Source organism: Amycolatopsis sp. NPDC098790, from assembly GCF_044759945.1.
Lineage (GTDB): Bacteria > Actinomycetota > Actinomycetes > Mycobacteriales > Pseudonocardiaceae > Amycolatopsis.
This window is the reverse complement of sequence record NZ_JBIWAI010000001.1, coordinates 1-18,358: the sequence shown is the minus strand read 5'-3', so window position 1 is coordinate 18,358 and position 18,358 is coordinate 1. Positions and strand designations below refer to the sequence as shown.

At 71.5% G+C, this 18,358-nt stretch carries 16 protein-coding genes; 14 read left to right on the top strand and 2 right to left on the bottom strand.

Features of this window, described 5'->3' with window-relative positions:
* Positions 1 to 31 precede the first annotated feature (31 nt).
* From ACIQWX_RS00080 to ACIQWX_RS00025, 12 genes are all read left to right on the top strand, one after another.
* A complete protein-coding gene (locus ACIQWX_RS00080) occupies positions 32 to 1,045 on the top strand; it encodes an alpha/beta hydrolase (protein WP_400863431.1) in 1,014 nt (337 codons plus the stop codon).
* Positions 1,046 to 1,125: 80 nt separating this feature from the next.
* The gene (locus tag ACIQWX_RS00075) at positions 1,126 to 2,289 is read left to right on the top strand and encodes a DUF3152 domain-containing protein (protein WP_400863428.1); all 1,164 of its coding nucleotides are present in this window, start codon (positions 1,126 to 1,128) and stop codon (positions 2,287 to 2,289) included.
* A gap of 93 nt (positions 2,290 to 2,382) precedes the next feature.
* Positions 2,383 to 3,558: an adenylyltransferase/sulfurtransferase MoeZ gene (gene moeZ / locus ACIQWX_RS00070; protein WP_400863425.1), complete on the top strand. Its 1,176-nt coding sequence runs from the start codon at positions 2,383 to 2,385 to the stop codon at positions 3,556 to 3,558.
* A 132-nt stretch (positions 3,559 to 3,690) separates the two neighbouring features.
* Entirely contained in the window at positions 3,691 to 4,488 is a 798-nt protein-coding gene (locus tag ACIQWX_RS00065; protein WP_400863422.1) for a TIGR02569 family protein, read from the top strand.
* A 51-nt stretch (positions 4,489 to 4,539) separates the two neighbouring features.
* Positions 4,540 to 4,965 (top strand): hypothetical protein, encoded by a 426-nt coding sequence (locus tag ACIQWX_RS00060; RefSeq protein ID WP_400863420.1) that lies wholly within the window; start codon positions 4,540 to 4,542, stop codon positions 4,963 to 4,965.
* Positions 4,966 to 5,159: 194 nt separating this feature from the next.
* Positions 5,160 to 7,202, top strand: a complete 2,043-nt coding sequence (locus ACIQWX_RS00055) for a molybdopterin oxidoreductase family protein (protein WP_400863417.1) — start codon at positions 5,160 to 5,162, stop codon at positions 7,200 to 7,202.
* Positions 7,199 to 8,626, top strand: a complete 1,428-nt coding sequence (locus ACIQWX_RS00050; RefSeq protein ID WP_400863414.1) for an FAD-dependent oxidoreductase — start codon at positions 7,199 to 7,201, stop codon at positions 8,624 to 8,626. The genes ACIQWX_RS00055 and ACIQWX_RS00050 overlap by 4 nt, the downstream gene beginning before the upstream one ends.
* Complete coding sequence (locus tag ACIQWX_RS00045) at positions 8,623 to 10,014, top strand: nitrate/nitrite transporter (protein WP_400863411.1); 1,392 nt, start codon at positions 8,623 to 8,625, stop codon at positions 10,012 to 10,014. Before ACIQWX_RS00050 ends, ACIQWX_RS00045 begins: the two co-directional genes overlap by 4 nt.
* A gap of 1 nt (position 10,015) precedes the next feature.
* Positions 10,016 to 12,538, top strand: a complete 2,523-nt coding sequence (nirB, locus tag ACIQWX_RS00040; protein ID WP_400863408.1) for a nitrite reductase large subunit NirB — start codon at positions 10,016 to 10,018, stop codon at positions 12,536 to 12,538.
* Positions 12,535 to 12,876, top strand: coding sequence for a nitrite reductase small subunit NirD (nirD, locus tag ACIQWX_RS00035; RefSeq protein WP_400863406.1), 342 nt, complete (start codon positions 12,535 to 12,537; stop codon positions 12,874 to 12,876). The genes nirB and nirD overlap by 4 nt, the downstream gene beginning before the upstream one ends.
* Positions 12,873 to 13,976: a uroporphyrinogen-III synthase gene (locus ACIQWX_RS00030; protein WP_400863404.1), complete on the top strand. Its 1,104-nt coding sequence runs from the start codon at positions 12,873 to 12,875 to the stop codon at positions 13,974 to 13,976. The genes nirD and ACIQWX_RS00030 overlap by 4 nt, the downstream gene beginning before the upstream one ends.
* Positions 13,977 to 14,074: 98 nt before the next feature.
* Positions 14,075 to 14,740, top strand: a complete 666-nt coding sequence (locus tag ACIQWX_RS00025) for a DUF4097 family beta strand repeat-containing protein (protein ID WP_400863401.1) — start codon at positions 14,075 to 14,077, stop codon at positions 14,738 to 14,740.
* Between the two features lie 3 nt (positions 14,741 to 14,743).
* On the opposite strand, the gene ACIQWX_RS00020 is transcribed toward ACIQWX_RS00025, so the two are convergent.
* Together ACIQWX_RS00020 and ACIQWX_RS00015 are read right to left on the bottom strand one after the other, a co-directional pair.
* Positions 14,744 to 15,847 (bottom strand): DNA glycosylase AlkZ-like family protein, encoded by a 1,104-nt coding sequence (locus ACIQWX_RS00020; RefSeq protein ID WP_400863398.1) that lies wholly within the window; start codon positions 15,845 to 15,847, stop codon positions 14,744 to 14,746.
* Positions 15,848 to 15,856: 9 nt separating this feature from the next.
* A complete protein-coding gene (locus ACIQWX_RS00015) occupies positions 15,857 to 16,252 on the bottom strand; it encodes a DUF3224 domain-containing protein (protein WP_400863395.1) in 396 nt (131 codons plus the stop codon).
* A 63-nt stretch (positions 16,253 to 16,315) separates the two neighbouring features.
* Between ACIQWX_RS00015 and ACIQWX_RS00010 the strand changes: the two genes are divergently transcribed.
* Entirely contained in the window at positions 16,316 to 17,284 is a 969-nt protein-coding gene (locus ACIQWX_RS00010; RefSeq protein WP_400863392.1) for a helix-turn-helix transcriptional regulator, read from the top strand.
* The gene (locus ACIQWX_RS00005; protein ID WP_400863389.1) at positions 17,277 to 18,083 is read left to right on the top strand and encodes a uroporphyrinogen-III synthase; all 807 of its coding nucleotides are present in this window, start codon (positions 17,277 to 17,279) and stop codon (positions 18,081 to 18,083) included. The genes ACIQWX_RS00010 and ACIQWX_RS00005 overlap by 8 nt, the downstream gene beginning before the upstream one ends.
* The last annotated feature ends 275 nt before the right edge of the window (positions 18,084 to 18,358 follow it).

Here is an 18,358-nt window from a genome sequence, read left to right as displayed (position 1 = left end):
CGTGAAGTCGACCTGAAGATTACTCGCCGGTATGTATGCCTTGCCACGGGTCGGGCATCCTGAATCCGTGAACACCGCCGCGACCACGCGGGCGCCGCTGACGCACGTGCCCCTGTCGACCAGGGAATTGCCGCCCCTCGAGCCGTTGAAACCGCCGTGGCCCGCGGCGTTCGAAGAGGTCGGGACCGCCCGCCTCCACGTCCGCCGCACGCCGGGCCCGGACGGCGTGCCCGCGGTCTACGTGCACGGCCTCGGCGGCTCGTCGACGAACTGGACCGACCTGGCCGCGCTGCTCGCCCCGGTCGCCGGCGGCACCGCGCCCGACCTGCCCGGCTTCGGCTGGTCCGAGCCCGAGGAAGGCTTCGACTTCAGCCTCCAGGCCCACGCCGAAGTCGTCGCGCGGCACATCGAGGACGTCGGCGCGCCCGTCCACCTGCTCGGCAACTCGATGGGCGGCGCCATCGCGCTGCTCATCGCCGAGCGGCGCCCGGAGCTGGTCAAGACGCTGACGCTCATCTCGCCCGCCATGCCGGACCGCCGTCTCGACCCGCGCCGGCTGTCCGACCCGCGGATGGCGCTGGCGTACCTCCCGCTGGTCGGAGCCCGGGTGCGGGCCCAGCTGGCCGCCCTCGGCCCGCGCGAACGCGCCGCGCAGGTGATCAAGCTGTGCTTCGCCGACCCGTCGCGCTTCCCGGCCGAACGGCTTGACGAACTGGCCGAGGAACACGGCGCCCGCGCCGGGTTCGCCTGGGCCGCGCCGGCGATGGCGCGCAGCACGTTCGCGATCTTCCGCGCGTGGTCGACGCTCGGGAAGGCGTCGCTCTGGTCGGCGGCGCCGCGGGTCCAGGCCCCGACGCTGGTGGTCTGGGGGCGCGAAGACCGCGTCATTTCGGTGAGGCGCGCCATGCGGACGGCGCGGGTCATCCCGAAGGCCCGGTTGCTCGTGCTGCCGCGGACCGGCCACGTGGCGCAGATGGAACGCCCGATCGTCGTAGCGAAGGCCGTCCTGGGCATGTGGGAGCACGTCGAAGACGGCACTTGGTAGTCCGATCGGGTGACAACAAATCCCCGGGCGGACCGCCAGTCGCCGATAACGGTTCGGTGGCGCTGTGGCACCCTGGTGCGGTGGATCGGGTGAAGCAGGACGCGCGAGGCGACGATCGGCGGGCTCCCCACCGCGCGTCGGCCCGCCGCACGACCGGCAGCCCCGAGCCCGAGGACGCCCCGCGGACCGGGCAGTACCGCCCGGCCAAGCAGCCCGCCCAGCGCGTCGGCGAGGACCGCTACCGCCCCGGTGGGCGGCGCACCAGCGCCGAGCCGCTGAGCGCGTCGTGGAAGCCGCGCGTCGAGGCCTCGCGCGAGCAGGCCGCGCCACCGCAGAAGACGGGGATCGCGAAGCTCACGAAGACCTATGGCTGGCGCGTCTACGCCCTGCCGATCCTCGTCGTGCTGACCGTGCTCGTCGTGGTCAACACCGCGAACAGCCCGGCCGAGCCGATCGCCGAGCAGGGCGCGCCCGCCGGCGTCGAATCGGCGGGCGGCGACGCGGCGGGCGGCGCGATCGACGGCGACGGCGAGCAGACCATCCCGGAGAACCCGGCCACCCCGGTCGACCTCAAGGTGCCGACCGCCGACCTGCCCGAGGGCACCCCGTTCACCCAGGCCGGCGCCGGGAAGTGGCACGTCGTGCCGGGCAGCGGCCCGAAGGTCGGCACCGGGAAGCTCTACACCTACACGGTCGAGGTCGAGGACGGCATCGACCCGGCGAGCTACGCCGGCGACGACGCCTTCGCGGCCGCCGTCCAGGGCACGCTGTCCGACCCCAAGAAGGGGTGGACCTGGGACGGCAAGATCGCGCTGCAGCGCGTCGACGCCAACTTCCCGAACCCGTCGTTCAGGGTGAGCCTCACCACGCCGGAGACCACCCACCGGGCCGACGCCTGCGGTTTCCAGATCAAGTTCGAGGCGTCCTGCTACCGCAAGAGCCTGGGCCGGGTGCTGATCAACCTGGGCCGCTGGGTGCGCGGCGCGAAGGCGTTCAACGCCGACATGACCGGCTACCGGCAGTACGCCATCAACCACGAGGTCGGCCACGCGCTGGGCAACCAGCACGTCGGCTGCGGCGGCAACGGCCAGCCCGCGCCGGTGATGATGCAGCAGTCCTTCGGCGTGGACGACAACTACGTGTCGATGCTCAACGACATCCCCGGCGGCGACAAGGGGAAGGTGGCCAAGGACGGCCGCACCTGCCTGCCCAACGCCTGGCCGAATCCCACGCCGAAGCCGTAGTCCTTCCCACCATGCGGACATGGGAAGGCTTATTTGCCTGCGCGCGTTGTGCATAGTGGGATGGACGCGATACGCGCGCGAGATGGAGGACCCATGTCAGCACTGCCGCCGCTCGTCGAGCCGGCTGCCGAGCTCACCAAGGAAGAGGTGGCCCGGTACAGCCGTCACCTGATCATCCCGGACGTCGGGGTGACCGGGCAGAAGCGGCTGAAGAACGCGAAGGTCCTGGTGATCGGGGCTGGCGGCCTCGGCAGCCCCGCGCTGCTGTACCTGGCCGCGGCCGGCGTCGGCACGCTCGGCATCGTCGACTTCGACGTCGTGGACGAGTCGAACCTGCAGCGCCAGGTCATCCACGGCCAGTCCGACGTCGGCAAGCTCAAGGCTGCGTCCGCGCAGGAGTCGATCGCGGAGATCAACCCGCTGGTCAAGGTGCACCTGCACACCGACCGGCTGGACTCGTCGAACGCGCTGGAGATCTTCGAGCAGTACGACCTGATCGTCGACGGCACCGACAACTTCGCGACGCGCTACCTGGTCAACGACGCCGCGGTGCTCCTCGGCAAGCCGTACGTCTGGGGCTCGATCTTCCGGTTCGAGGGCCAGGTCAGCGTCTTCTGGGAGGACGCGCCGAACGGCAAGGGCCTGAACTACCGCGACCTCTACCCGGAGCCGCCGCCCCCGGGCATGGTCCCCTCCTGCGCCGAGGGTGGCGTGCTGGGCGTGCTGTGCGCGTCCATCGGCTCGATCATGGTTACCGAGGCGATCAAGCTCATCACCGGCATCGGCGAGCCGCTGCTCGGGCGGCTGATCAGCTACGACGCGCTGGAGATGAAGTACCGCGAGGTCAAGATCCGCAAGGACCCGGAGACCCCGAAGATCACCGAGCTGATCGACTACGAGGCGTTCTGCGGTGTGGTTTCCGACGAGGCGGCTTCCGCGGCGTCCGGCAGCACGATCACGCCGGCGGAGCTCAAGGCCAAGTTCGACAGCGGCGAGAACTTCGCGCTGATCGACGTCCGCGAGCAGCACGAGTACGAGATCGTCAACATCAAGGGCGCGACGCTGATCCCGAAGGACCGCATCCTTTCGGGCGAGGCGCTGGCCGAGCTGCCGCAGGACAAGCCGATCGTCCTGCACTGCAAGTCGGGCGCTCGTTCGGCGGAGGCGCTGGCGGCCCTGCACGCGGCCGGTTTCAAGGACGCGACGCACCTCGGCGGTGGCGTGCTGGCCTGGGCCAAGCAGATCGACCCGAGCCTGCCGACCTACTGACAGTGGTTGTCCGTGAAGGCCGCCTCCGGCTTCGGAGGCGGCCTTCACGACGTTTCGTCCGAGTTCTAAAACACTCTGTGACCAGCGCGTCTTCTCGTTCGTGAAACACCGGGCCGGGTACCGTCGGCAGTTGTGCGGACAACCCTCGGGCGCCCTCCGGCGCACGTTTGCGCGGCCTTCGGCGGCCCCGGCGACGCCGCCGAACCGCTGCCGGACTCGACGGCGTGGCGCAGCGGCGACCTCGTGTTCAAGCCGGTGACGGACAAGGCCAGGACACTGTGGACGGCCCGCGCGCTCGACTACGTCGACGAGCCGGGCCTGCGGGTGGCGAAGCCGGTCCGCTCGAGCGACGGCCGCTGGATCGTCGGCGGCTGGACGGCGTCCCGGTTCGTGCCGGGAACCCCCGAGCACCGCGGCGACGAGTCGGTACTGGCGGCGGTGAAGCTGCACCGCGCGACGATCGGCCTGCCCCGCCCGGAGTTCCTGGCGAGCCGCCGCGACGTCGACGCGACCGCCGACCGGGTGGCGTGGGAGGAACTCGAGGTCCCCCTGGAGGAAACGAAGGGCGGCCGCTGGTTCGAGGTACTGGCCGGCGCCCGCCGCCCGATCGAGCTGCCGTTGCAGGTGGCGCACGGAGAGCTCCTGGCGGGCCTGCTGTTCGACGGCGAGGGTGCGCCGGGGGTGGTGGACTTCGTCCCGTACTACCGCCCGGGCGAGTACGGCGCGGCGATCGTGGCGGTGGACGCGCTGGCTTGGGGCGGGGCGTCGCGGGAGTTGCTGGAGCGGTGGGCGCATCTGCCGGAGTGGCCGCAGTTGCTGTTGCGGGCGGTGCTGTTCCGGTTGGCGTCCAACGCGCTGAACCCTCGTTCGACGCAGGCGTCGCTGGACGGGCTTCGAGCTGCGGCGCGCGAAGTCTCCGGCGTCTTGTGATGGCCGTGCACTTCCGGGACGATGGTCTGGTGATCAGCTACCGAAAGGGCCATGCCGCGTAGGCGCCCCGGAAGCCTGCGCCACCCCCGGCGACTCGATGTCGCGGGGCCGCCGCCGGCCAAGATCCCTTGTCTCTCCCGCCGCGCCCAGCGGCAGCTCGCCTTCGCCGAAGCGGCCAAAGGCGGCTCACCCGGTTTCGTCGCCGACCTGCTTCAGGACTGGGAGAGAGCGACGCGGCCGCCGTTCCGGCTCACGCTGCCGGCCTGTTCCGCCCCCGCGTGCGATCCGGTCGGCACCCGCTGGATGCTCGCCCAGGTGCTGGCCGACCTGCCGCGCCGGGAGCGGGCGCTGGTCGGCGTCGTGCTGTCCCGGGTCGACCGGCGGTTCGCGGCGCGGACGCTGCCCGACCCGCTCAACTCGTCGCCGTGGTGGTTCGAGCGGCGGCTGTTCGAGCAGGAGGGCTGGGGGCCCTTGTGACCGAGGTCGCAAGATCGCCGGACACAACAGGAGAGGCGCCGCTGACCTCCCTACTCCCACACCTCGGACGCGGATCTCACCGGCCGGGCGGCGGACACACCGCCGCAATGTCAACTGCCTGAAACATTCCGTCGAATCCGCTTAACACGGCCTCCTTAGCGTCAGGGCATCCCCGAACCGCCGAGGAGGTGCCCGTGCCGCAGGTCGACACCCACTGCCCGTACTGCGCGCTGCAGTGCGGCATGACCCTCGACGGCTCCCGCGTCGCGCCGCGGGACTTCCCCGTCAACGCCGGCGGCCTCTGCCAGAAGGGCTGGACCTCCGGCTCGCTCCTCGGGTCGCCGAAGCGCCTAACCACCCCGATGATCCGCGTCGACGGCGCCCTCGAGCCCGTCAGCTGGGACTTCGCCCTCGACTTCGTCGCGCGCAAGCTGCGGGAAACGCAAGAGAACCACGGCCCGGACGGCGTCGCGATCTTCGGCGGCGGCGGCCTCACCAACGAGAAGGCCTACCTGCTCGGCAAGTTCGCCCGCGTCGCGCTCGGCACCTCGCAGATCGACTACAACGGCCGCTTCTGCATGTCCTCGGCCGCCGCCGCCGGGACCAAGGCCTTCGGGGCCGACCGCGGGATGCCCTTCCCCGTCACCGATCTCAAGAACGCCGACGTCGTGCTGCTCGCCGGGGCCAACCCGGCCGAGACCATGCCGCCGTTCACCCAGCACCTGCGCGGGGCCGACCTGATCGTCGTCGACCCGCGGCGCACCCCCACCGCCGAGCTGGCGAGCCTGCACCTCGCCCCCGCGCCCGGTACGGACCTCGCGCTGGCACTGGGCATCCTGCACGCCGTCGTCGAAGGCGGCCACCTCGACCAGTCCTATGTGGACGCGCGGACGACCGGGTTCGAAGACGCCTGGCGGATCGCCGCGAACTGGTGGCCGGAACGCGCCGAGCGCGTCACCGGTGTCTCGGCCGCCGACATGCGCCTCGCCGCCGCGAAGCTCGCCAACGCCCGCAACGTCTACATCCTCACCGCGCGCGGCACCGAGCAGCACGCCACCGGCACCGCGACCGTCGGCGGCTGGATCAACCTGGCCCTCTCGCTGGGCCTGCCCGGCCGCGAAGGCGCCGGCTACGGCTGCCTCACCGGCCAGGGCAACGGCCAAGGCGGCCGCGAGCACGGCCAGAAGGCCGACCAGTTGCCCGGCTACCGCAAGCTCGACGACCCCGCCGCGCGCGAGTACGTCGCCGGCGTCTGGGGCGTCGAACCGGACAGCCTGCCCGGGCCTGGCCGAAGTGCCGTCGAACTCCTCGACGCGCTCGGCACCGACGACGGCCCCAAGGCACTGATGGTGTTCGGCAGCAACGTCGTCGTCTCGGCGCCACGGTCTGAGCGCGTCCAAGATCGACTGTCCGCATTGGACTTCCTGGTCGTCGCCGACTTCGTGCTGTCGGAGACGGCCGCGCTGGCCGACGTCGTCCTCCCGGTCACGCAGTGGGCCGAGGAAGACGGCACGCTCACCAATCTCGAAGGTCGTGTCCTGCTGCGGCGCAAGGCGATCGACGCGCCGCCGGGCGTACGGTCCGATCTGGACGTCCTCAACGGACTCGCGAACCGGCTGGGAACGCCGGGCTTTCCGACCGACCCGGAGACGGTGTTCGAGGAGCTGCGGATCGCGTCCAAGGGCGGGATCGCCGACTACTCCGGCGTCAGTTATCAGCGCCTCCGCAACGGTGAGGCCCTGCACTGGCCGGTGCCCTCGGACGACCACCCCGGCACCCCGCGGATGTTCCTCGAATCGTTCGCCCACCCCGACGGCCGTGCGCGGTTCGTGCCCGTCGAGCACACCGGCCCGGCCGAGCTGCCGGACGACGAGTTCCCGTTGCAGGCCACCACGGGACGCGTCCTGCAGCAGTACCAGTCCGGCGCGCAAACGCGGCTGATCAAGGAACTCAACGACGTCGTCCCCGAAGCGTTCGTCGAAGTCCATCCCGACACGGCCAAGCGGGCCGGACTCGAAGAAGGCGACCAGGCGAGGATCCGGTCGCGCCGGGGCGAGACGCTCGCGCGCGTCCGGTTCGTCCAGTCGTTGCGGCCCGATCTCGTCTTCCTGCCGTTCCACTTCCCCGGTGAGCAGCGCGCCAACCTGTTCACCAACCCGGTGCTCGACCCGGTGAGCCGGATGCCGGAGTTCAAGGTGTGTGCCGTGTCTCTGTCTACTGTGGATGGTGCCGCATGACCCCCCGTGAAGTCGTCGTCGTCGGCTACGGCATGGCCGGTGCCCGGCTGGCCGACGAGATCCGCCGCCGCGACCCGATCGCCGAACGCGTCCGCCTGACCGTCCTCGGTGCCGAAAAGCACGCCGCCTACAACCGCGTCCTCCTCTCGGCCGTCGTGGCCGGCGGGATGAGTGCCGAAAGCGTCCGGCTCCACGACGACGAATGGGCCGCGCGCCACAACATCGACCTGCGGCTCGGGGTCGACGTCATCCGCATCGACCGTGAGAAGCGCTGCGTCGAACTCGGCGACGGCTCCACTGTGGACTACGACGCCTTGGTGCTCGCCACCGGCGCCAACCCCTGGATCCCACCCGTCGAAGGCCTCGAAGCCGGGCCCGGCGTCGTCGCCTTTCGCAGTCTCGACGACTGCGCCAAGATCCTCGACGCCGCCCGCTTCGGCGCGCCGGTCGCCGTCCTCGGCGGTGGCCTGCTCGGCCTCGAAGCCGCCCGCGGGCTGGCCGGGCGCGGCAACCAGGTGACCGTCGTGCACCCGCTCGGGCACGTCATGGAACGCCAGCTCGACCCGGCCGCCGGGCACGTGCTGGCCCGTCAGCTCACCGACATGGGCGTCACGTTCAAGTTCGGCGCCACCGCCGCCCGCTACCTGCCCGGCGACGGCCTCAAGCTCGACGACGGCACCCTCGTCCCGGCCGACCTCGTCGTGGTCGCCGCCGGCGTCCGCGCCGAGACGAGCCTGGCCGCCGACGCCGGCCTCGACGTCGACATGGGCATCCTGGTCGACGACGTCCTGCGCACCAGCGACGGCCGCGTCCACGCCCTGGGCGACTGCGCCCGCCACCCCGGCGCGCCGGCCGGGCTGATCCAGCCGGCGTGGGAGCAGGCCGAGGTCCTCGCCGACGTCCTGACCGGCACCAACGCGGCCGCCCGCTATCGCGGCACGACGGCCGTCACCCGGCTCAAGGCCCGCGGCATCGACCTCGCCGCGCTGGGCGAAACGCAGCTTGAGGCCGGCACTCCGGACGCCGAGGTACTCACCTTCAACGACCCCACCGGCGGCCGGTACGGCAAGCTCGTCGTCCGCGAAAACCGCGTCACCGGGGCGATCCTGCTCGGCCTGCCCGACGCGGCCGCGTCGATCACCCAGTTCCACGACCGCGGCACGCCGCTGCCCGACGACCGGCTGGCGGTCCTGCTGGGCCGCGCACTGCCCAGCGGCAGCGCCCCGGCGGCCAGCCCGGCCGACCTGCCCGCGGCGGCGGTCATCTGCCGCTGCAACAACGTCACCAAGGGCCGGTTGATCGAGGCGTGGAAGGCCGGGGCCACCGACACTCCCGCACTGGCGCGGGCCACGCGAGCCACGACGGGCTGCGGCGGGTGCACCGACACCGTCGGCGGCATCGCCAACTGGCTCGCGGCGCAATGACCGACCCGACCCGCTCTGAGGAGAACCCCGTGGCACACCGAGGAAAGCACTGGATCGAGCACTGGGAGCCGGAGAACGAACAGTTCTGGGAGGCGACCGGCAAGAAGATCGCGCGCCGGAACCTCTGGTTCTCCGTGCTGGCCGAGCACATCGGATTCTCGGTCTGGACACTGTGGTCGGTCATCGTCCTGTTCATGGGCAAGGACTACGGCTTCTCCGCCGCCGACAAGTTCCTGCTCGTCTCGACGCCGACGCTGATCGGCGGCCTGATGCGGCTGCCCTACACGTTCGCCGTGGCGAAGTTCGGCGGTCGCAATTGGACGGTCGTCTCCGCCGCCCTGCTGCTGATCCCGACGATCCTCGCGGCGGTCGTGCTGCACCCCGGCACGTCGCTCGGCACGTTCCTGCTGGTCGCGGCGCTCGGCGGGGTCGGCGGCGGCAACTTCGCGTCGTCGATGACGAACATCAACACCTTCTACCCGGAGAAGCACAAGGGCTGGGCGCTCGGCCTCAACGCGGGCGGCGGCAACCTCGGCGTCGCCGCGATCCAGCTGATCGGGCTGCTGGTGATCGGGACGGCGGGCGCGACCGCACCGCGGATCGTGCTCTACGTCTACCTCCCGCTGATCGTCGTCGCCGCGGTGTGCGCGTACTTCTTCATGGACAACCTCGCCACGGTTCGCGGTGACACGAAGGCGATGCGCGAGGTCGTCAAGGAGCCGCACACCTGGGTGATGTCGTTCCTCTACGTCGGCACGTTCGGCTCGTTCATCGGCTACAGCTTCGCCTTCGGCCTGGTGCTGCAGAACCAGTTCGGCCGCACCCCGCTGCAGGCGGCCGCGGTGACGTTCCTCGGCCCGCTGCTCGGCTCGCTCTCCCGGCCCACCGGCGGCTGGCTGGCCGACCGGATCGGCGGCGGCAGGATCACGTTCGTCACGTTCATCGGGATGGCGCTGGCGACGGTCGTGCTGATCCTGGCCTCGACGTCGGAGTCCCTCGTGCTGTTCACGGTCGCGTTCATCGTGCTGTTCGTGCTGGCCGGGGTCGGCAACGGCTCGACGTACAAGATGATCCCGGCGATCTTCCGCGCCAAGGCGAAGATCGCGATCTCGAGCGGTGCGGAAGAGGCGGCCGAGCTGCTGAAGGCGCGGCGCCTGTCGGGCGCGCTGATCGGCTTGGCCGGCGCGATCGGCGCCGTGGGCGGGCTGTTCATCAACCTCGCCTTCCGGCAGTCGTTCGCCGACGCGCACAGCGGCGTCCCCGCGTTCATCGGATTCCTGGTCTTCTACGGGCTGTGCTTCGCCGTCACCTGGGCGGTCTACCTGCGCAAGCCCGCCGAACAGCCCACGAGTGAGCGCGGTCTGGCGCTCGCGGGAGCGGAGGTCTGAGATGCCCACCCTGGTCGTCGCCGGTCACGGCATGGTCGCCCACCGGCTCGTGGAGGCGGTGCGCGCGGAAGACCCCGCCGGCAACTGGCACGTCGTCGTCCTGTCCGAGGAGCCGCGCCCGGCGTACGACCGGGTGGCGCTCACGTCCTACGTGGACACCTGGGACCCCGCTTCGCTGGCGCTACCCGGCTCGGACTACGCGGGCGATTCCTTTGTGGATCTCCGCTTGGGTTCGCTGGTCACGTCGGTCGACCGAGCTTCGAAGACGGTCACCACGGCATCCGGCGACGTCATCTCGTACGACGCGCTGGTCCTGGCCACCGGCTCGCGGCCGTTCGTGCCGCCGGTGCCGGGCCACGACCTGCCCGGCTGCTTCGTCTACCGGACCATCGAGGACCTCGACGCGATCCGCGCGGCCGCGGTCGACAAGCCGGGCCGCGGGCGGCGGTCGGCCGTCGTCATCGGCGGCGGCCTGCTCGGCCTGGAGGCCGCGAAGGCGTTGCGGGACATGGGACTCTCCCCGCACGTCGTCGAGATGGCACCGCGGCTGATGCCGCTGCAGGTCGACGAGGGCGGCGGGTCGCTGCTGCGGCGGCTCATCACGAACCTCGACGTGACCGTCCACACGGGAACGTCCACCGACGCCATCGAGGCCGACGGCTCGCGGCTGCTGGCCAAGCTGGGCAACGGCACCGAGCTCGACGTCGACCTCGTCGTGTTCTCCGCCGGCGTCCGGCCGCGCGACGACCTGGCTCGCCAGTCCGGTTTGGACGTCGGTCCACGCGGTGGTGTGCTGACCGACCTGTCGTGCCGCACCAGCGATCCCTCGGTGTACGCCATCGGCGAGTGCGCGGCGGTCGACGGGCGCGTGTACGGCATCGTCGCGCCCGGTTACGCGATGGCCGAGATCGTCGCGGCGCAGATCACCGGCGGGTCCGGCGAGTTCCCGGAGCCGGACACGTCGACGAAGCTGAAGCTGATGGGCGTCGACGTGGCGTCGTTCGGGGACGCGCACGCGACAACCGAAGGCGCGCTGGAGGTCGCCGTCAACGACGCGGTGGCCGGGACGTACAAGAAGCTCGTCGTCACCGACGACGGCAAGACGCTGCTCGGCGGTGTGCTCGTCGGCGACGCGACCGAGTACAACACCCTGCGTGCGCTGGTCGGCCGTCCGCTGCCCGCGGAGCCGGGCGCGATCCTCGCCCCGGCGGGCGGCGGCGCCGCGGTCGGCGTCGACGCGCTGCCCGACGCGGCGCAGATCTGTTCGTGCAACGCGGTTTCCAAGGGTGCGATCACCCGCGCGATCCACGAGGACGGCTGCGACACCGTTCCCAAGCTCAAGGCGTGCACCCGCGCCGGCACCGCGTGCGGCTCGTGCGTCCCGCTGCTCGGCAAGCTGCTGAGCGCGGCCGGCGTCGAGCAGTCGAAGGCCGTGTGCGAGCACTTCCCGCAGTCGCGCGCGGAGCTGTTCGAGATCGTCCAGGCCACCCGGATCACGACGTTCAGCGAGCTGATCGGCCGCTACGGCTCGGGCAGCGGCTGCGCGATCTGCAAGCCGGCGGTGGCGTCCATCCTGGCCACCCTCGGCAACGGGCACGTCCTCGGCGGCGAGCAGATGACGTTGCAGGACACCAACGACCGGTACCTGGCGAACCTCCAGCGCAACGGCACGTACTCCGTCGTGCCGCGGATCCCGGGCGGCGAGATCACGCCGGACAAGCTGATCGTGATCGGTGAGGTGGCCCGCGACTTCGGGCTGTACACCAAGATCACCGGCGGGCAGCGGATCGACCTGTTCGGGGCCACTGTGGACCAGTTGCCGCTGATCTGGCGCCGGCTGGTCGACGCGGGCTTCGAGTCCGGGCACGCGTACGGCAAGGCGCTGCGGACGGTCAAGTCGTGCGTCGGGTCGACGTGGTGCCGCTACGGCGTGCAGGACAGCGTCGGGCTGGCGATCGAGCTGGAGCTGCGCTACCGCGGCCTGCGGTCGCCGCACAAGCTCAAGTCGGCGGTGTCGGGGTGTGCGCGCGAGTGCGCGGAGGCGCGGAGCAAGGACTTCGGTATCATCGCCACGGAGAACGGCTGGAACCTCTACGTCGGCGGTAACGGAGGCACGACCCCGCGCCACGCCGACCTGCTCGTGTCCGATGCGGACACCGCCACCCTGATCCGTACGATCGACCGGTTCCTCATGTTCTACGTCCGCACCGCCGACCGGCTGCAGCGGACGGCGCCGTGGATCGAGGAGCTCGACGGCGGCCTCGACCACCTGCGCGCGGTGATCGTCGACGACTCGCTCGGCATCTGCGAGGACCTCGACGCGGCGATGGCCAAGCACGTCGACAACTACGCCGACGAGTGGAAGGGCGTCCTGGAGGACCCGGAGAAGCTGGCCCGGTTCACCTCGTTCGTCAACGCGCCGGGCACGCCCGACCCGGCGATCTCGTTCCGCTCGGAGCGGGAGCAGAAAGTGCCCGTGATGCTGGGAGTCCCGGGCTTTTCGAACAGCGAGGTGCGCCGATGACGACGTCGATCGAACGGACCTGGACGGCGGTCTGCGCCGCCGAAGCGGTGCCGGAGTACGCGGGGGTCGCCGCGCTGCTCGACGGCGTGCAGGTGGCGATCTTCCACCTGCCGGGCGACCGCTGGTACGCACTGTCCAATTGGGACCCGTGCAGCGGCGCGGCGGTGCTTTCGCGCGGCATCGTCGGCGACGCGGGCGGGGTCCCGGTCGTCGCGTCGCCGGTCTACAAAGAACGGTTCGCGCTCGACAGTGGACAGTGCTTGGACGATTCCGGCGTGACAGTGCCGGTGTACGGCGTGCGCGTGCGAGGGGGCGTGGTCGAAGTGGAGAGCCCGTGACCGGTGTTCTCCCGCTGACCGGGTTCGTGGTCGGCATCACCGCGGCGCGCCGGGCGGACGAGCTCGGCGCGCTGCTGGTGCGCAAGGGGGCGAGTGTCCGTTATGGACCGGCGATCCGGATCGTCCCGCTGACGGACGACACGGAGCTGCACGCGGCGACGTCGAGGCTGCTGGAGTCCCCTGTGGACGCGGTGGTGGCGACGACGGGCATCGGCTTCCGCGGCTGGCTCGAGGCGGCCGAGGGCTGGGGCCTGGGCGACGCGCTGCTGTCCCGGCTGGCATCGGCCACGCTGCTGGCGCGCGGCCCGAAGGTGACGGGTGCGCTGCGAGCGGCGGGGTTGTCGGAGGCGTACTCGCCGGCGTCGGAGAGCAACGCGGAGTTGTTGCAGCACTTGCTTTCGTCGGACGTGACGGGCAAGCGGATCGCGGTGCAGCTGCACGGCGAGCCGTTGCCGTACTTCGTGGACGCCCTGCGCGCGGCGGGGGCGGAGGTGATCGAGGTGTCGGTGTACCGCTGGGTCGGCCCGGCGGACCCGGGCCCGGTGGACCGGTTGCTGGACGGAGTATTGGACGGATCGATCCACGCGCTCCCGTTCACGAGCGCACCGGCGGTGGCATCGTTGCTGGCGTTGGCCCGCCGAACGGGCCGGCTGCCGGGGTTGGTTTCGGCGTTGTCGGGCCCGTGCGTCGCGGCGTGCGTCGGGCCGATCACGGCGGCTCCGCTGGCGGCGTTGGGGGTCCCGACGGTCCAGCCGCACCGGGCGCGGATCGGCGCGTTGGCGCGGACGGTGTCGGAGACGTTGCTGGCTCGGTCGCCGCGTTTTTCGGCGGGCGGGTTGTCGATCGAGCTGCGAGGCCAGGCCGCGGTGGTGGACGGCGAGTGGCGCGAGGTGGCCCCGGCCCCGATGGCGTTGTTGCGGGCGTTGGCGGCTTCGCCGGGGCGAGTGGTGTCGCGGCGCGAGTTGATTTCGGCGTTGCCTGGGGGCGGGGAGGAGCACGCGGTGGAGACGGCGATCGGGCGGTTGCGGACTTCGCTGGGGGGCGGTCGCGTGGTGCAGACGGTGGTCAAGCGGGGGTACCGGCTGGCCGTCGACGCCTGACCGGCGTGTCAGCGGCCGTGTCAGGGTGGTGGCCTTTCCGTGTCAGCCCGGCCCGCGATGGTGGCTTCATCACCGGAACCGAGCCACAGGAGAACACGATGCAGAACTTCGCCACCACCGCCCCGATCACCACCGTCCTCGACATCCCCGCCGGCCGCGTGCGGCTCGTCGCCTCCGAACTCGCCGAGACCACCGTGCAGGTCCTGCCCGCCGATCCCGCGAAGAGCCGGGACGTCAAGGCCGCCGAGCAGGTCGAGGTCGAGTTCCAGGACGGTGTCCTGCGGATCGAGGGCGCGGCCAAGAACCAGTACTTCGGCCCGTCCGGCTCGCTGGACGTGACCGTCCAGCTGCCCGCCGGGTCGGACGTCCGCGCCAAGGCCGCCAGTGTCGAACTGCGGGGCGTCGGCCGCCTCGGGGACGTCACCGTCGAAGGCGCGCACGGCGAGGCCGTGTTCGACGAGGCCGCGAGCCTGCACCTCACCGCCCACGCCGGCGACGTCTCGGTCGGGCGCCTCACCGGCCCGGCGGAGATCAGCACCGGCAAGGGTGACATCCGGATCGCCGAGGCCACGAGCGGCAACCTCGTGCTGAGCACCCAGGCCGGGGACATCACGGTCGGCGCGGCCGCCGGCGTCTCCGCGTCCCTCGACGCCGGCACCACCTACGGCCGGATCCGCAACTCGCTCAAGAACACCGAGGGCGCGGCGGACCTGACCATCCGCGCGACCACCGCGTACGGCGACATCGACGCCGCCGGGCGGTGACCGTCAGCCGACCCAGGAGACGGCGTGCTTCTCGAACCCCCGCGCCGCCGCGACCCGCGCCGCCTCGGCTTCCGCTTCCTCGCGGATCCCCGGGCGGAGCGGGTCGAACGCCGTCACCGTGAACGTCAGCTTCGCACCGCTGCCCTTCGTGCGCCACGTGCCCGCTATGTCGCCGTCCGCGAGCAGCACTCCCGGGTTGCCCAGCATCTTCCAGACTTCCTTGCGGCGCGCCGGGTCCGGGACCAGCAACGCCTTGTCGCGGGCCTGGATGAACGGGTCCAGCGGTGGCAGCAGCCGCACCACCTCCGGCTCCGGTGGGTTCTCCAGCGCCGCCAAGCGATCCGCGGGCAGGTAGCGCGTCTTGCCCTCGACCTGCACCGACGCCAGATCGGCAGGCCATGTCTTGTCGACCACCGCGCGGGCCGTCCCCACGTACTCCGCAGCTTCGCCCGGGGACGCGGGGCCGTTCAACCGCAGGTAGTCCAGCACCACCTTCTCCGCGGCCGCCGGGTCCGGCGTGCGGCGCGCCCGGCCGCGCCCTTCGAGCGGTGCCAGCGTCGCCGGGGACGCGCCGGCCACCAGGCGGACGCCCGCGTGGGGTGTCGCGATGCGCATCAGCTGCTCGTGGATGTGCGTCGCGTTGCAGCCGCGGCACCAGCGCGCGAACTCCGGGGGCAGCTTCTTCGTCACCGCCGCCGACACCGCCCCCTTCGTCATCGGCTCCTTGACCACCGCGCGGATCGCGGCCGCCGCCGTGAAGACCACTTCGGACGCCGCGAGGCCGGTTGCCGCCAGTTCTTTGCGCTGCCAGAGCATCCGGGCCAGCGCGTCCGCGTCGTCCAGCGGGACCAGCGCCCGGATCACCTCGGGCAGGTCCGTGCGGAGGTGGTAGTGCGGCGCGCCGCGCAACGTCCACGCGAGCACCAGGCGCTCGTCGTCCACAAGGGACACGTCGCCGCCGAGCCGGGCGGCGAGGGCGAGCAACGCGGTGTCGCGCATGCTGTCCTGCAGCCCGGCCCGGACGACCGCGAGATCGGCGACGTCCCGCGCGGTGCGGTGCAGCCCGTGCTCGGCGATGCGGTAGGCGAGTACCTGACGACGGTCCACTTGCGACTCCTAGAACGCGTACTCGAACGTGTAGCCCACCTTGTCCTCGCCCAGCGCGCCGCCGGCGGTCCCGCTGCCGGTCAGCCCGGCCAGGTCGCCGGTGCCCGAGCCGGGGACGACGGTGAACGTCGAGGCGATGCCCTTGGCGTCGAACGTGTACTCGTGCCGCACGATGAACGTCCCTTCGCGACCGTCGACCTTGCCCTCGATGCGCTCGAAGCTCGGCGACGTCGTCTGCCCGCTGTCGTAGCCTTCGCCCGCGTAGTACAGCAGAAGGTCGCAGATCGACTCACCCTCGATGACGCCGTCGTACGCGAACGTGGCGTGCGCGTAGGCCACCCGCGGGCCGCCTTCGGTGCCGCTGACGATCTTCTCTTCCCAGTTCTTCGTCGTGAATCCGTTCATGGGAGTCACCCTGCCGGGCATACCTGTCAGCTTGTGTCAGGTTTTTCTGCCAAACTGGATTTCATGCGCGCCAGCCGGCTCCTCTCCGTCCTCCTGCTGCTGCAGAACCGCGGCCGGATGACGGCCGACGAGCTGGCCGAGGAGCTCGAGGTCTCGGTGCGCACGGTCTACCGGGACATCGACGCGCTGTCGGCGTCCGGCGTCCCGGTGTACGCCGACCGCGGCCGGACCGGCGGGTACCGCCTGGTCGACGGCTACCGCACGCGGCTCACGGGGATGACCGAGGAGGAGGCGCAGTCGCTGTCGCTGGCCGGGCTGCCGGTGGCGGCGGTCGAGCTGGGGCTCGGCACGGTCCTGGCCGCGGCGCAGCTCAAGCTCTACGCGGCGCTGCCGTCGGAGCTGCGTGACCGCGCCGGCCGCGTCGCCGAGCGGTTCTACCTGGACGTCCCCGGCTGGCACCGCGGTATCGAAAGCCTGCCGACGCTGTCCGGGATCGCCGACGCCGTCTGGTCGTCGCACCGGATCCGGATCCGCTACGAACGCTGGGGGCAGCGCGTGGTCGAGCGGGACGTCGAGCCGCTGGGCCTGATCCTCAAGGCGGGCAACTGGTACCTCGCCGGGCGCTGCGAGGGTACCGACCGTACCTACCGGATCTCGCGGGTGCTGGAGCTGACCGACCTGGGGGAGGAGTTCGAGCGGCCGGCGGGGTTCGACCTCGCTGCTTATTGGCAGGAGTGGTCCGAGCAGTTCGAACGCCGGATGTTCCCGCGGGTGGCGGTGGTGCGGCTGTCGCCGCGGGCGCAGGCTCTCGTACCGTTCTACGCGGGTTCGGTCGGCGCCCGCGCGCTGAGTGCGGCGACCGGCGAGCCCGACGCGGACGGCTGGCTCACCGTCGAGCTGCCGGTGGAGCCGGGCGAACCGGCCATCGGCGAGCTGCTGCGGTTCGGGCCGCACCTGGAGGTCCTCGAACCGGCGGACCTGCGTGCGGAGCTGGCGGAAGCGATCGAGGAGATGGGCGCGTTCTATGGGTGAGCTGAGCGGGATCGCGATCGGGGTGACGGCCGAGCGCCGCGCCGAGGACTTCATCGCGACCCTCGAACGCCACGGCGCCGAGGTCCGCCACGCCCCGACGATCACGATCGTGCCCCTGGACAGCGACCCGGAGCTGCGCGCGGCCACTGCTTCGCTGGTGGCGGAACCGATCGACTTCACGGTGGTGACGACGGGAGCGGGCTTCCGCGGCTGGCTCGACGCGGCTTCGGGCTGGGGCCTCGCCGAGTCCTTGGTGGTTCGCCTGCGCGAGTCGCGGATCTACGCGCGCGGGCCCAAGGCGGTGGGCGCGGTCCGCGGCGCCGGGCTGCGCGAGTCCTTTTCGGCCTCTTCGGAGACCAATTCGGAGCTGTTCGGTTCGCTGGCTTCGGCGGGTGTTTCGGGGGCGCGGATCGCTGTCCAGTTGCACGGGACGCCGTTGCCGGAGCACACCGCGCCGCTGGTCGCGGCCGGGGCTTCGCTGGTCGAGCTGCAGCCGTACCGCTGGATGTCGCCGCCCGACGTGACGCCGGTGCACGATCTGATCGACGCGGCGGTGGCCGGCGACCTGGGAGCGCTGGCCTTCACGAGCGCCCCGGCGGCGGCGAACCTGCTGACGCTGGCCCGGGAGTACGGCCGGTACGAGGAGCTGCTCGCCGCCCTGCGCGGCCCGCTGGTGGTCGCGTGCGTCGGCCCGGTGACGGCGGCGCCGCTGGAAGCGGTCGGCGTGGAGACGCTGCAGCCGGAACGCCAGCGACTCGGCGCCCTGGTGAAGTTGCTGGTCACGAGCCTCAGCGGCTAGCGCCCCAAGGCGGCCTTCGGTGCGTGTGACGCACCCAAGGTGGCCTTCGGTGCTCCTCCCATGCCCCCACCACCGCCTCAACGGAGGCGCTTCGCGCCGCAGTGCCGATTCAACGCAACCAAGGCCACATTGGGGTTGTTTCAACCTGGTTGTGGCTGGTCAGCATGGCGCGGCCGGACCGTTGTCCTTACACAGGAGCAACTGCCGCTGGGACCAGCGTGGCGACCGGGACATGGGTGAAGCCCTCGGCAAGATCGAGATGTGAGTCAACCACC

Bases quoted from the DNA above. Each gene is read 5' to 3' on its own strand.
- ACIQWX_RS00080 (WP_400863431.1), top strand. From the start codon at position 32: ATGTATGCCTTGCCACGGGTCGGGCATCCTGAATCCGTGAACACCGCC.
- moeZ (WP_400863425.1), top strand. From the start codon at position 2,383: ATGTCAGCACTGCCGCCGCTCGTCGAGCCGGCTGCCGAGCTCACCAAG.
- ACIQWX_RS00060 (WP_400863420.1), top strand. From the start codon at position 4,540: ATGCCGCGTAGGCGCCCCGGAAGCCTGCGCCACCCCCGGCGACTCGAT.
- ACIQWX_RS00050 (WP_400863414.1), top strand. From the start codon at position 7,199: ATGACCCCCCGTGAAGTCGTCGTCGTCGGCTACGGCATGGCCGGTGCC.
- ACIQWX_RS00045 (WP_400863411.1), top strand. From the start codon at position 8,623: ATGACCGACCCGACCCGCTCTGAGGAGAACCCCGTGGCACACCGAGGA.
- nirB (WP_400863408.1), top strand. From the start codon at position 10,016: ATGCCCACCCTGGTCGTCGCCGGTCACGGCATGGTCGCCCACCGGCTC.
- nirD (WP_400863406.1), top strand. From the start codon at position 12,535: ATGACGACGTCGATCGAACGGACCTGGACGGCGGTCTGCGCCGCCGAA.
- ACIQWX_RS00025 (WP_400863401.1), top strand. From the start codon at position 14,075: ATGCAGAACTTCGCCACCACCGCCCCGATCACCACCGTCCTCGACATC.
- ACIQWX_RS00015 (WP_400863395.1), bottom strand. From the start codon at position 16,252: ATGAACGGATTCACGACGAAGAACTGGGAAGAGAAGATCGTCAGCGGC.
- ACIQWX_RS00010 (WP_400863392.1), top strand. From the start codon at position 16,316: ATGCGCGCCAGCCGGCTCCTCTCCGTCCTCCTGCTGCTGCAGAACCGC.
- ACIQWX_RS00005 (WP_400863389.1), top strand. From the start codon at position 17,277: ATGGGTGAGCTGAGCGGGATCGCGATCGGGGTGACGGCCGAGCGCCGC.